At 45.5% G+C, this 13,401-nt stretch carries 12 protein-coding genes; 9 read left to right on the plus strand and 3 right to left on the minus strand.

The genetic code is table 11. The features are described 5' to 3' along the window. The first annotated feature begins 35 nt into the window (after positions 1–35). The 6 genes from PSE7367_RS16010 (at position 36) to PSE7367_RS16035 (ending at position 5,519) form a co-directional block, all read left to right on the plus strand. Positions 36–398 carry a hypothetical protein gene (locus tag PSE7367_RS16010; RefSeq protein WP_015166397.1) on the plus strand — a complete coding sequence of 121 codons (363 nt, stop codon included), beginning with the start codon at positions 36–38 and terminating at the stop codon, positions 396–398. Next, on the plus strand, positions 395–577 hold the full coding sequence (locus PSE7367_RS16015) for a hypothetical protein (RefSeq protein WP_015166398.1): 183 nt from the start codon (positions 395–397) through the stop codon (positions 575–577). Before PSE7367_RS16010 ends, PSE7367_RS16015 begins: the two co-directional genes overlap by 4 nt. Before the next feature lie 71 nt (positions 578–648). After that, on the plus strand, positions 649–2,337 hold the full coding sequence (gene istA / locus PSE7367_RS21260) for an IS21 family transposase (protein ID WP_015146090.1): 1,689 nt from the start codon (positions 649–651) through the stop codon (positions 2,335–2,337). Next, complete coding sequence (istB, locus tag PSE7367_RS16025; RefSeq protein WP_041699222.1) at positions 2,225–2,902, plus strand: IS21-like element helper ATPase IstB; 678 nt, start codon at positions 2,225–2,227, stop codon at positions 2,900–2,902. The genes istA and istB overlap by 113 nt, the downstream gene beginning before the upstream one ends. A 194-nt stretch (positions 2,903–3,096) precedes the next feature. Next, a complete protein-coding gene (locus tag PSE7367_RS16030) occupies positions 3,097–3,612 on the plus strand; it encodes a hypothetical protein (RefSeq protein WP_041698555.1) in 516 nt (171 codons plus the stop codon). A gap of 11 nt (positions 3,613–3,623) precedes the next feature. After that, positions 3,624–5,519: a DNA polymerase domain-containing protein gene (locus tag PSE7367_RS16035; protein WP_156800419.1), complete on the plus strand. Its 1,896-nt coding sequence runs from the start codon at positions 3,624–3,626 to the stop codon at positions 5,517–5,519. 340 nt (positions 5,520–5,859) lie between these two features. Here PSE7367_RS16035 and PSE7367_RS16040 read toward each other — a convergent pair whose 3' ends face one another. The 3 genes from PSE7367_RS16040 to PSE7367_RS23000 form a co-directional block, all read right to left on the minus strand. Then, positions 5,860–6,921, minus strand: coding sequence for an ABC transporter substrate-binding protein (locus PSE7367_RS16040; RefSeq protein ID WP_015166400.1), 1,062 nt, complete (start codon positions 6,919–6,921; stop codon positions 5,860–5,862). 43 nt (positions 6,922–6,964) lie between these two features. After that, positions 6,965–9,517, minus strand: a complete 2,553-nt coding sequence (locus PSE7367_RS16045) for a TonB-dependent siderophore receptor (RefSeq protein ID WP_015166401.1) — start codon at positions 9,515–9,517, stop codon at positions 6,965–6,967. A 307-nt stretch (positions 9,518–9,824) separates the two neighbouring features. Beyond that, entirely contained in the window at positions 9,825–10,952 is a 1,128-nt protein-coding gene (locus PSE7367_RS23000) for an energy transducer TonB (protein WP_015166402.1), read from the minus strand. A gap of 330 nt (positions 10,953–11,282) precedes the next feature. On the opposite strand from PSE7367_RS23000, the gene PSE7367_RS16055 reads away from it, so the two are divergent. The 3 genes from PSE7367_RS16055 to PSE7367_RS16065 are packed head-to-tail and all read left to right on the plus strand — an operon-like array spanning position 11,283 to position 13,400. Next, complete coding sequence (locus tag PSE7367_RS16055) at positions 11,283–11,936, plus strand: MotA/TolQ/ExbB proton channel family protein (RefSeq protein WP_015166403.1); 654 nt, start codon at positions 11,283–11,285, stop codon at positions 11,934–11,936. Further along, the gene (locus PSE7367_RS16060; RefSeq protein ID WP_015166404.1) at positions 11,923–12,327 is read left to right on the plus strand and encodes an ExbD/TolR family protein; all 405 of its coding nucleotides are present in this window, start codon (positions 11,923–11,925) and stop codon (positions 12,325–12,327) included. The genes PSE7367_RS16055 and PSE7367_RS16060 overlap by 14 nt, the downstream gene beginning before the upstream one ends. Before the next feature lie 59 nt (positions 12,328–12,386). Beyond that, on the plus strand, positions 12,387–13,400 hold the full coding sequence (locus PSE7367_RS16065) for a FecCD family ABC transporter permease (RefSeq protein ID WP_015166405.1): 1,014 nt from the start codon (positions 12,387–12,389) through the stop codon (positions 13,398–13,400). Position 13,401: the final 1 nt, after the last annotated feature.

Below are 13,401 nucleotides of genomic sequence, written 5' to 3' on the forward strand. Positions count from 1 at the left end.
TTGCCCTACAGCTATTAAAAAGTAAACAATAAAAAATGAAAAATAAATTTCATGCACAGAGTTACACCTCTGGTGCGCTGGATTCTTGTACACAAAATTATAACACTAAATCCAGCAAACGCAAAGATATTTACTGCGATTTGATCGGAGAAAAGTCGTATGGCCAGCCCTGGATTGATAGTGGCAATGCGGTAGATGTAGATCCAGAGCAACATGCTGGTTTGATCGAATCGGTAGTAAACAACTGGACTAAGAACAGAGAATTAACTCTACAGTTAGAAGTTGACGCTGAGTGGTATGGGGAGAGAATCCAGCCCATTAGCCTGCAAGTGGCTGAATTCAGCCCTTACAGCCAAAGATGGCAGCGATTCTATGAGCACCCAAGGTGGTCTGCATGAAGCAACAATATCCAAGCTGGCAAGGCGAGACCATGCTGGAAGAAATACTTGGTGCTGAAGGATTTGGAACCAAACTGTTAGGCGACAATTACCTTGGCGTCTGGATGACGATTACTTGGCATAAAAAGATGATCGCCAGCAAGGATATGAGATCGCAAGTGGAGGTAGGCGTCAACTAGAAAAAAAGAGATCAAAACGGGAAAAAAGAAAGACACTAAAGACGTTCAAACAGGAAAGTGGAACGTCAGCAGTGTCAGGTCAATATATAAAACAATATCAAGTGCAAGTGTACAAGAAAGCACGAGAGGTCGGCTGCAATCAAAATGAGTCAGCCGAGATTGCCGGCATATCAGTCCGTAGCGGCAGCCGTATTGAGCAAGGCAAACACCAGCCCAAGAGTAAAGGTGAGCGAGATTGGCGCACCCGCCGAGATCCGCTATCAGGAGTGTGGGAGGAAGAGCTAGAGCCAATGCTTCGACGTGAGCCTCGTCTAGAGGCGATGACATTGTATGAATATCTAGCCGAGCATTATCCAGGCCAATATGAGCAACAATTGCGTACCTTACAAAGGCGAGTGCAGGTATGGAAAAGTATCCATGGCAAACCGCAGGAGGTAATGTTTGAGATCCGCCATCAGCCCGGCGAAATGGGTCTATCAGATTTTACCGAGCTCAAACAGGTGGAAGTTACCATCAAAGGGAAACAATATGAGCACCTGCTGTACCACTACCGTCTGGCCTACAGTGGCTGGCAATATGTGCAGGTAATCGAGGGTGGCGAGAGCTTTATCGGCTTGTCTGAAGGATTACAGAATGCGCTGCATGCCTGTGGTGGTGTACCAAAGCAGCATCGCACCGATAATTTGAGTGCTGCCTATCGGAATATGGCGGGCAAACGGCATAAACCACTAACCCAATTCTATGCCGAGCTATGTGAACACTATGGCATGAGTCCAAGTCGCAATAACCCAGGCGTGGCTCATGAAAATGGCTCCATCGAATCTCCCCATGGACATTTCAAGCGCCGGTTGCGCCAAGCTCTGTATTTGCGTGGCAGCTTTGAGTTTGAGTCAGTGAGTGCATATCAAGAATTTATCGAGCAGGTGGTTGCCAAGCTCAATTGTAAATGCAGCGCCAAGTTTGCCGAGGAAAAAGTAACCCTACAACCACTACCGAGATATCGCTGTGCCGATTACGAAGAATTGACGGTGCGGGTGACCTGCCACAGCACCATTTCGGTGCGCTGCATTCTTTACACGGTGCCATCAAGACTGATTGGCAGGCAGCTGAATATTCATATCTATCACAACCGCCTGGTCGGTTATTTGGGGCAGCAACAAGTGGTGGAACTACCCCGTTTGCGAGTACATGGGTCAGCCAAAATCCGCCGTGCTCGCTGTATTAACTACCGCCATGTAATTGATAGCCTCAGGCGTAAACCCCGTGCCTTTATTTACTGCACCTGGCAGCAAGACCTATTGCCTAATCAACAATGGCGGCAGCTGTGGCAGAGGTTACAGGCTGATTTTGAAATCGATAATGCAGCGCGCATCATGGTTGAAGCCCTCTATATTGCTGCCAAGCACGATAGAGAAACTACAGTGGCCGACTATCTTGAAACCCAACTGCAGCAGGGCACTCTCAGCCTGAAGGCTCTACAGCAACAGTTCCTACTACCCCAGCAGCAATTGAGCGTACCTCAACTAAACGTACAACAACATTCGCTTTCAGCCTATGACCAACTCCTCGAAACCAAACCCGAACAATACTCTGAGCCTGATACTCAAACAGCTACGACTCTCGCACATGCTCCAACATTGGCAGACTATCGAGCAGAAGGCCACCCAACAGCATTGGGCTTACGACCGGTTCTTGCTCGCTCTGTGCGAATTGGAACTGGATTATCGCCAACAGAATCGGATCAAACGAGCTCTCGCTGAGGCTAAATTACCTACTGGTAAAAGCTTTACCTCTTTCGATTTTGAACATTGCCCTAGTTTCAAATCAGCGCCACTGATCCAACTGGCACAAGATACGGCCTGGTTGGATAGGGCCGAAAACTGCTTGCTATTTGGACCTTCCGGGGTCGGTAAAACTCATCTTGCTGCTGCGCTCGGGCGCTCGATGATTGAAATGGGCAAACGGGTTAAGTTCTTCTCGGCCTATGCTTTGCTACAACATCTACAGCAAGCCAAACTACAACTTCAGCTTGCCTCTATCCTTGCCAAACTTGACCGCTTTGATTTACTCATTATTGATGATCTTGGCTATGTCAAAAAATCTGAGGCTGAAACTTCCGTCCTGTTTGAGCTGATTGCTCATCGTTATGAACGCAAAAGCCTCATCATTACTGCTAATCAGCCTTTCTCGCAATGGGATCACATCTTTGCCGATGACATGATGACTGTTGCTGCCGTTGACCGCCTCATTCATCATGCTCTCATTGTTGAAATTCATGCTGATAGTTTCCGTAAACGCAACGCTGTTGAGCGCTCGCAAAAATAATAATCGCTATCAATCCGAATCTTACTGCTCCTTGAGGTTCAACATATGCAGTTCCTTTCAGCTTAGTTTTAGTTGTCATTTGCACACGTCATTTACATCCGCTATTTGCCAAGTAATTGACGCCGTCGAAATTGGTAATTGACATTTAACACAAACCGCCAAACTGTAAATTAGGTAAGCCAATCATAATCAATTTGCATATATTCTTCTCAGAAGGCGATATACGCTGCTTCCTGGGCGATCGACTCGCAAAGCAAGCTTTTGAGTATTTGAGAAGGCATAGTTACTTACACTCAAAACGAAGAATCAAGCTGGATTACTGGCTGCTTCGGGATGGGGTAGCCCGCCAGGTATTTCTCAAAGTTATAGATCATGCGGGACATGGCAAGAAGTCGCTGCTTCAGACCGCAAACGAATTGAATGTAGCGATGCCTGCTAAAACAATCATGGATGAGTACAAGTCCAGAATGAATGAGGCATATGAACAAATGCCAGAAGAGTTTGTTAGCTATGCAATGGGCGATCTGGTTCTTTACGATTTATTTCAGGCAAGACTTAGGCAACAAAATCATTGTCGAGAAGTACTAGGAATCAATGAAAGAGATAAGCCTGCTATGTCATCTGGCAGATTCGTTAGTGACTTATTTTCAGAGTTTTTAGCTGGGCAGTGCCCCATATCAGATGAACTAATTGAACATCTATCAATTTGAGATACTGAATCTTGGCAAAAGATAATCTTGGGAAATTATTATGTCAATCTGGCATCAATCAATTACTGTGTAACGATGCGGAGATGACAACAAGGCACCTGGCACTTGTTCAAGGGGGCAGGGCTAGGAATGAAAGTGGAGGTAAAGTCTTGCACAGAGGATTGGCAATAAGTGCTGATATATCCGGCGCCTATGCCACAGCAATGAAACAGATCATATACCCAATAGGCCTGCCAACCACTATTTCATTTCCTCTAAATTGTCCTGATAAATGGCTAACAATCAAAAGGATGCTCAAAAAATATGGAAGTGAGTTTGTTGATGGCCTATGGTTCGCAGTGATCGACTCAGTTGAACAACTTAGCTTTGATCAGGATCTAATCTTTAGTAAGTGTAACCCCAAGCTAACAGGGCTTGGTGATAGTAAAGATGATGATGACGGTGCTATTAAAGCTGACTTCGGTTTACATACAAGAGAGATTGAAAATGGGGTACTGACCAGTTCAACACTTGAAATAATAAACAAGGTAGCAACTAAGCAAGAACGAGCTGAGCTAATGAAGAAGCTCAGAGTCAAAGCACTGATTTATTATCCCAACTCAAAAAGGTGTGATAATCCTGAAGAATTGAATCAGGAAATTATGGCTGGTGAGAGGTTGAGTACTAGTAATAGCAGATCACACAGCGGCAACTATAAATTAGATGAAAGAAGCAGAGCTTGGTTAGGAGTAGAACTCTCATCTTTCTTAGATCTACTGATCGAAGAACGCAAAAGATTAAAACAGCAGCGTAATCAATACTCTGTAGACAGTGATAAGTATAGAGAATTAGATGCTCAGCAGAGTGGTTTGAAACTAGTAATTAACACTACCTACGGCACTATTGCCAGTCCTTATTTTGATATCGGTAATGTAGTAGTGGCAAATAATATTACAGCATTGGTCAGGAACGTTTGCTGGTGCATGGTTAAGGCTTCGAATGGTAAGACAGCTATTACAGACGGCAGCGAAGCAATGTTGAACCAGTTTGCTTTTCTCAATTTTCCAAATAATCGAAAGTTAGGATTAAATGTGCTTAGCCAAGTCAAAGACTACGATAGCCTGGATCGCCATCATAAATCATACATAAAGCTAAAACCGATTGGAGGCGGTGACCAATGGAGTATATCGGGCAATAGACCAAAGGTAAACGGCGATCGTGAATATTGTCTGACTAATGGTGAGATCGAGATATGGGGCAGCAAGGACAATTGGGGCGAGCTTAACCAACTATATAAGCAACACATGGATCATTTTGCTGATGCTTATGGTCTGACTTTCTTAAGCGAATTTGATTATGAAATTAAGGACGTATATCAAGATATAGCCCTTCTTAATGTAGCTAACTATGGGATGCGGCAGCTTGATGGCAAACTCTATGTAAAGGTAAGAGGCTCAAAACTACATGAAAATATTGAGGGGTTTAACATTCATCCCAGGGTGCAAGTTTACGGAGATATTTTGACCTGCAAGCCCGTTCACCCCGTACCTCTATATCGCTCAAGGCAATTAGTCAAAGTCGATGGATGGAGGCATAACGGCAATCTGCGGAGTAATTTCCTCCCAGGTGATAGCTTCTATCAAATGAAATTTCCAACTCTGATCAGTGCTAGCCAGTTTGAGTTTAAAACCTATGCCGATCGCCAATGGTGGACTAAACGCCAGGAAAAACTCAGGGATTTAACCGGTTATGGCCTTGAATATTACCTGCTTAACGAAGATGGCAGTATTGACCTTGACAATATTAAGCGAATCCAGAGAATGATTGACCAAGTTGAAAGACCCTACCTGCCCCAAAACCCAATAATTAGGATAGGTTATGACAAGTGGAAATATGGCTCGAAATATTGTGACTCGCAGTCTGGATAACGCTATCACTTATGCCGCAGAAGTGGCCAAAAGGCACAAAAAAGGGGCGATCGGCGGCAATCGGAATCCAGTGATAGATAGGGTTTTGCTTAAATGTTGTACATTATAGGGGAGTCCCCAGAATTTGCATGGGATTCGATCGCTGCTTCAAGCTTCATTTACCTAGCTGCACGATCGCCTCAAGGAATATTGTAGTCAGTATCTACTGATTTATTAAATGAACGCACTATTTCGACGTCATTATCCGCTTCGATATCTGTTCTAAATACTCAATCTAGTAGATAAAGAGTGATGAACATGCTAAGAGCGAAAGCGATCATTTAAGGAGATTGAGCAAGGTTTACTGAGTTGTTAACAAGTGTTGTTCTAGTTCATCTAGGTAAAGCTCAGCGCCTATCACTCCAGGTAACCCTACGCAGATGTACACAGGAATAAAATAAACCTGGCCTGTTTTACTAGCGTCAAGGGATTGGGCAATCGGATTTTCTAACCATGCCTGTTTTAGTTTTGCCAATTGGTGTGCTTCAAAGTTTTCAAGTCCATCTAGTTGCTCAAGTTCAGTGAAGTTGTTGCCCAGAAGCAACACCAAATCTGCATCATTAAGCTGCGGCAGGGTTTCAATTGAGACTGGAATTGAATGAGAATCAGATTGAGGTTCTTCTAATCCTGCTGGGGTTAAAAGCTCAAACCCTAACTCCTCCAACAAAGAACCGCACATACCATAATAATTAGCTAGAAAAATCTCTTGTAATTCTGATGAGCCTAGCAATAACATCTGGGGGCGGGTGGCAACTAACGGTGCGAAGTTTTCTTTGGCGTTGGCAATTCTTTGCTCTGTCACTTGTAATATCTGCTTAGCTTGCTCTGGGCGATCGACCGCCTGGCCAATAATCTCTAGGCTTGCCTTTGGTTCTGACCAACTGACTAAGATTGTCGGAGCAATTTCTGATAGGTTAGTATACTGAGCCTCACTGCCTTCCGCACCCACAATCAAGTCAGGCTTGAGCTGCAAAATTGATTCCAGGGATGGATTATAGGCAAGGCCAACATTAGCGATCGGCTGAGTCACAAATTTGCCTAAATAAGGGATCTGTTGACTGGGTTGATCATAATCGCCCTGATGCAAGCTGATGTGATCAGCAAAGGCGATCGGTTGTATTTCCAAAGCTAATAGGGGTTCTAGGGCATAGGGACCTAGTGCCACCACCCGCTGTGGTTGACCACATATTTCGGTCTCTCCAGCATCATGTTCTACCAAGCGACAATCTGGCGTAGCAGGTGAATTAGATTCATTCGCAGTTTCATCAGTAGCAGGGCGATCGCTCTGGGCTGGTTGGCAAGCAGCGATCGCCCCTACAAGCATGACTGAAACCAACAATCTGATAGATACTGAAAACTTCATGATTTGTTTATCCAGAATGTTTAAAACCAGAAATCAGCTCACCTCAAAAATCCACCGATATAGAAGCGCGAATTGTAAACGGTTCACCAGGGTAAATGCCCCTGGTGCGGCCATTATTAGCAGCCTCAATATAATCATTGTCAAAAAGGTTATTAATGTTCACTCGTAGCTTCCAATTATCACGGCCATAGAAGATGGCAGCATTGGTCAGGAAATAGTCACCAACGCTGAAACTATTGGCTAGATCACCCTGGCGATCGCCCACATAGTTAAAACCAATCCCAAATCCCAACCCTTGAAGGTTACCCGATTGGATTTCATAGGTAGTCCACAGACTGGCACTGTGTTCAGGCACTCCGGAAAGCCGATTGCCCAGAATATCGGTATTATCGGCGGTGACCTCGGCATCGATATAGGCATAGGAAGCAATTACATTCCAACCGGGCAGAATTTCGCCAACTATGTCTAAATCAATGCCACGACTGCGCTGCTCACCGGTAGCAACGGTAGCAAAGGGAATATCAGGGTCGGCAGTGGCGACATTGCTCTTGGTGATATCAAAATAGGCCAATGTGGCGGAGAGCCGATCTTTGATGATGTCAGCTTTGACACCAAATTCAAATCCTTCACCTTCTTCCGGTTCTAAGGTTTCACCCTGGGCATCGATCGCTGTACTGGGAATAAACGATTGCGAATAGTTAGCATAAAGGGCAATCCGATCGCTGGGTTGATAAACAATCCCAATCCGCGGTGTGACTGCACTATCATTTTGGCTGGTTCTGGTTCCTTCAAGCCGATTAGTTGACTCGAGATCAACAATGTCATAACGCAGCCCCGCTAGCACAATTAAATTATCCGAAAGATAAATCTGATCCTGCAGATAAATGCCCACTTGCTTGGTTATAGAAGTGCCATTAAAAAATAGCGGTACATCCTCTAGGGGCGGCTTAGGCGTAGCCCCATAGTCTGGATTAAATATATCGATCAAACTGAAGAAAGTCGGCTCAGGGGAAAACCTACCCGTAATCGTGTTTTCCAGGCGGGTTAAATCAACACCAACTAGCAGGTTATGCTCGATCGCGCCAGTATTGAATGTACCTTGCACATTGGTATAGAGGGCATAAACATCATTCTGGGCAGCCTGGTCAGCAAATACTCGTGTTAAGACGCCTGTTTCGTCATCCAGAGAAAAGGGCAAGGCCAGCAAACCAAATTTAAATTCATCAGAAATGAAACGAAAAGCATTACGCAATTTCCAATTTTCACTGAATCGATGTTCTAGGTCATAGCCAATATTCAGATAATCTTTCTCCAGGGTATCTTCTGGATTATTGGTGATGCGTTCAGAGGGGATATTGGCAACGCCAGCCCCAAGAGCCACAGTGCCAAAATCAGCAGGGTCTTGATCATTAATATATTCCAGGCCGATCGTTATATCGGTGTCTTCATTAATGGCCCAGGAAAGCTTGGGGGCAACAAAAAGGCGATTGAAACTATTGTCTAAATCCCGAAAACTATCTTCACGGCGATAGAGGGCATTAAACCGATATAGCACCCGGCCATCTTCAGTGAGCGGGCCCGATAGATCGATGCTAGGGCTAATTAAGCCACGATTGCCAGCCTGAAAGGTAAGATTGTAGTAGGGCTCTGGCAACGGTTTCTTAGAGACCAGATTGATTAAACCGCCCGGCTCAGACTGACCAAAGAGAACTGAGGCAGGCCCTTTGAGCACTTCGATCCGTTCTAGTCCAGCTACTTCCGCTTCAACTGAATCTCCATCAAACAGGCGGAAGCCATCGAGTAGTACTGGTACATTGTCAAAGCCGCGAATCGCAAAATTAAGTCCCCGTCCATCGTTATTACCCAAAAAGGTAACACCACCAACATTTTCAACCGCCTCTTCTACCCTGAGTAATTGCTGGTCTTCAATAATCTGGCGGGGGATTACTTGAATTGACTGGGGCACATCCCGCAACGGGCTATCAGTACGGGTGGCACTGGTGGCATGAGTAACATAGTAATCGCTACCAATTTGATCGCCAGTTACGACAAGTTCAATGTCTGTATCTTCTTCGGAATCAGCATCTGCCACGGCATCGCCGGTCACCAGGCTCAAAGCTAATCCTGTTGGGGTTTGATTAATTTCTGCCTCTGGTGCTGCATCTATACCGGCAACAACGATCTGCACTCGATCGCCCTCTAGCTCAATTATTTCTACGAAGTCAATCCCAGCGATCGGTGCATCGGCCACAAACTCTTCACCATCGGCCAGATTCAATCTAGCATTAGGAATTTGCGCTACTAATTCATTTGCATCGGTAAATACATCCGCTACTGCCAGTTCTCCATTGGTCTCCAGCAGTAGTTCAATTCCCTGTTCGGTTTGTTGAATCTGGATATTGGTAATTTCAATAATTTCTGCCTGGGCGATCTGCACCGACCATTCCTGCACTGTGGTGGCAGCAGGCTCCACATCCTGTATTTGCCCAACTGTGGCTAGTTCGGTTACTTCTGTAGCGATCGCTAGCTGAGGATTCACCAGGGCGATTGATCCAGCAAAACCAGCTAAATATAAAGATCTAAAAGAATTTTTCATTACTTACTCTCAACACACCTCTATCAACCTAGGGCAAACTATATTTTATTGCAAGTGATTCTTAATAATGATTAGCATTAAAGCGAGCGACAAATTCTTTATTTTTAAAGGTAAAAAACTTTAAATTAAGTCATTAAAGGCTTTTAGAATTTAAAACTAGCCACACTAAAGCACTGCAGAATGCAATAAGACTCCGCAGCATTGGTTTTAAGCTAATCTCATATTGAGAATGATTAGTATTAAATAGGATTATGCTTAACTACATGCCGACATTGCTCAATCCTTAAACGGCTAACGACTACTTACTTCATTCTGAAGAGGATTCACTCGCTTCAACCGGTGGGGGCGGTGGTGGAGCAATCGGTGCTGGTGCAGACTCTACAGGCGCAGGTGTACCAGTGTCCTCGATCGCTGGTGTTTCTGGTTGTTCTGGCACAACGGGAGCTGGTGCTGCTGGTTCCGAAGCCGGACCTTCCAGGAGATTTTCGGGGGGAGCCTCTGGCGTGGCGATCGGTGCTTCAGGCACTGAATTACTCACATCAGGTGCTGGGTTAGCTGGTGCCGCTACGGGTTCTGGTGGCCTGGTGCGTTCTTCCCTTCTACGTCTGCGGCGATCGCGTTCCCTGCGTCTTCTTTGCCGTTGCGATCCCTCTAGCTCAAAATTAATCGTCGCTGATACATCTTCCGCATTACTAGAACTATTGGGGTCGAGCTGCCATTCCTGCACCGCTTCGACTGCAGCTTGGTCTAGTTCTGAATTGCCACTGGAATTCTTGATTCTAATATTAGTGGGTTTACCATTCTCATCTACATCAAAGGTAACTTTGGGCTGGCCTTCAACTCCATCTCTGCGGGCACTACGCGGATAGTTGGGCTTAGGGCAATTCTGACAGACTACGCCACCACGATCGCTCCCTCTTCTGGCTGGGGGTGCAGGAGGAGCAGGTGGTACAGGTGGCGCTTTGGGGGCGATTACTCGAATCAATTTAGTAGGGTCAAAGGTATTACCTGGTAATGCTGGCGCTACCGGTACAGACACTGAAGAAGATTCCGCACTATCTGTGGGTACCAAGTCCTGCAAGAGATTATCGAAATTAGGCTCCAATGGCTGGGGCGTAGATTCTTGGATAATAGGTTGCTCTGGTACGAATGGTACTGCCGCGATCTCTGGCTGGACTAGTAGTGGTGGTGGTTCTGGGGTAATTTCGGGCGGTTCAATCACCTCTGGAATGTCTTCTGCAGGTGGTTCAACGACCACGATCTCAATATAGTTTTCATCATCCAAACTCTGGCTCGATCGCCAATCGGGTAAGCGGCCAAACGCGATCACCACCATATGAAATAGGGTTGAGGACAATATACTGCCCAGACCTACGATCAATAACAGTCGCATTTCTTCATTACGTTTACGATCGCAGTAACTTGAGCGATGCATAAGTTTAAGCCTCCCATTACCGGCAAGAATTGCTATTGATTATCAATAAGATCAGCAATTCAAGATCTCTATAAAGAGTGAATTGTATTTAAATGATCACTTATTCAGAATATTGCTCAACTTATATTTTGAATAGCTGGATCTACGCTAACCTGTATATTCCTTATAAGTATTACGTTTCAATAAATCTACATTGTTTTAGTTTTCCCCGCAAGCCTATTAAGATTTATAATTTACAACTATCCAATACAATATAATATTGCAAATCACTTTCATTAAGTATTAAAGTATTCGTCAAAGCCTGGGGAGTTATAGCTATGAGGTTTAAACATGCAATTTAGTAACTTTTTCGCAACCGGTGGAATTGTTGCCTATCCATTACTAATTTTTTCGTTGATTGCTTTGGGTCTGACGATCGAACGGCTGATTTTTTGGACGCGGGTAGTTCGTCGCCAAAAGCAAATCATGCGTGGGGTTTTATCTTTATATGCTTCTGAGCCAAACGGCGCGATCGCCAAGTTGAAAAATACAGCGTACCTGCCCATGTCTAGGATATTCCTAGAAGCAATCATGCTCGATCGCCCCAAGCCCGATGAATTTCGTCTGGCATTGGAAAGTGCTGCGCAGGCTGAAATTCCCATCCTGAAGCGATTCAATACCATGTTTGAGACAATCATTAATGTGGCACCATTGCTAGGGTTATTGGGCACAATTATTGGCTTGATTAAAACCTTTGCTGCTCTGGACTTAGGTGCTGAAGGCGGCATTGATATTCCTCTGGTTACTTCAGGCATCAGTGAAGCGCTGGTTTCGACGGTAATGGGGTTGGTAGTGGCGATCTTTACCCTGCTTTTTGCCAGCCTATTCCGCAGCTTTTACCGTCGTCAAATGGCTCTGATTCAAGAATATAGCGGCCAACTGGAACTAACCTACCGTCGGCAATATTACCAGCAGCAACCCCAGGAGGAATATGCGACTGTTTGAGGAAGAGGATTCGCCCCTAGAGCTAAATATTCTGCCGATGATCGATGTGATTTTTTCGATCCTGGCGATGTTCATTATTACTTCTATTTTTCTAACTAGAATTGATAGCCTGCCCGTAAATTTACCCAAAGCGAATTCCGCCACACCACAAAAAAGCACGCCTGTAACGCTAACTATTAATCCAGTGGGAGCGATCGCTTTTAATCGCCAACCAGTTGAATTAGAGAATCTTGAACCACTTATTCTCCAGCAGCAGCAACTCAATCCCGAACTGGTGGTAGTTGTTAATGCTGATGAACAGGTGAATCATGGCCGTGTGGTGGAAGTGATGGATTTATTGCGGCAGGTGGAAGGAGTGAAGCTGGCGATCGCCACTCAAAAGAAGCAGTAACTAGCCTTAACTAAAGAATTCTAGATTCAATTCAACAGCCAGGACAGCCAAGTATAGATATGAATGCAAGCTTGACAGGTAAATCTCAATCGTGGCGCGGGATCGGCATTCTGGTAGGAATGGTGTTGCTGGGGTTTTGCTTTATCAGTAGCTTAACTCTAGGAGTTGCTGATATTAACCTGAGCCAGGTATATCAGGCGATCATGGCCAGCAGTGAATCAACCGATCACCTGATTATCCGTACTGTACGATTGCCGCGCTCAGTTACGGCAACGATCGTGGGCGCAGCTGTGGCAGTGGCTGGGGCGATTATGCAGGGGTTAACTCGGAACCCCTTAGCCGATCCAGGCATTCTGGGAATCAATGCTGGTGCTGCTCTGGCGGTAGTAATGGCAGTCTTTCTATTTGATCTGTCTTCCCTCAGTGCGGGTGCGGCTTTTGCTCTGATTGGTGCTGGCATCACGGCAATCGTGGTTTATTTCCTGGGTGCTGCCAGTCGTGGTGGTTTAACACCATTAAACCTGGCGATCGCTGGCGCAGCAATTACCGCCCTTGTCTCTTCAATTACCACCGGGATTTTGATTCTAAGTCAATCTACCCTGGATCAAATTCGCTTCTGGCTGGCTGGTTCTGTGGCTGGACGAGATCTGGAACTGGTGGGTCAGGTATTCCCATTCATAGCGATCGGCCTGGTGTTGGCTTTTTTACTCGGTAAGCAACTAACTGCGCTAAGTTTAGGCGAAGATATTGCGGCGGGGCTGGGTCAGAACACGGCCTGGATTAAAGCCAGCGCTGGCTTAAGTGTGGTGCTGCTGGCAGGCGGCTCAGTGGCGATCGCGGGACCGATTGGCTTTGTTGGCCTAGTAGTTCCGCATCTGGTGCGATTTTTAGTTGGCCTTGATTACCGCTGGATCTTGCCCTATGCGGCGATCGCTGGGTCAATTATGTTGCTGATCGCTGACATTCTGGCACGATTGGTGCTTCAACCGCGTGAATTGCCTGTGGGTCTTGTGCTGCCTTTATTTGGCGCTCCCTTCTTCCTCTATTTAATTCGCACCAGGATCAGGCGGTAAG

It is taken from the genome of Pseudanabaena sp. PCC 7367 (genome assembly GCF_000317065.1).
GTDB lineage: Bacteria > Cyanobacteriota > Cyanobacteriia > Pseudanabaenales > Pseudanabaenaceae > Thalassoporum > Thalassoporum mexicanum.

Coding starts and splice junctions, on each gene's coding strand:
- PSE7367_RS16060 (WP_015166404.1), top strand. CDS start 11,923: ATGCGACTGTTTGAGGAAGAGGATTCGCCCCTAGAGCTAAATATTCTG.
- PSE7367_RS16040 (WP_015166400.1), bottom strand. CDS start 6,921: ATGAAGTTTTCAGTATCTATCAGATTGTTGGTTTCAGTCATGCTTGTA.
- PSE7367_RS23000 (WP_015166402.1), bottom strand. CDS start 10,952: ATGCATCGCTCAAGTTACTGCGATCGTAAACGTAATGAAGAAATGCGA.
- PSE7367_RS16065 (WP_015166405.1), top strand. CDS start 12,387: ATGAATGCAAGCTTGACAGGTAAATCTCAATCGTGGCGCGGGATCGGC.
- PSE7367_RS16010 (WP_015166397.1), top strand. CDS start 36: ATGAAAAATAAATTTCATGCACAGAGTTACACCTCTGGTGCGCTGGAT.
- PSE7367_RS16055 (WP_015166403.1), top strand. CDS start 11,283: ATGCAATTTAGTAACTTTTTCGCAACCGGTGGAATTGTTGCCTATCCA.
- PSE7367_RS16045 (WP_015166401.1), bottom strand. CDS start 9,517: ATGAAAAATTCTTTTAGATCTTTATATTTAGCTGGTTTTGCTGGATCA.
- PSE7367_RS16015 (WP_015166398.1), top strand. CDS start 395: ATGAAGCAACAATATCCAAGCTGGCAAGGCGAGACCATGCTGGAAGAA.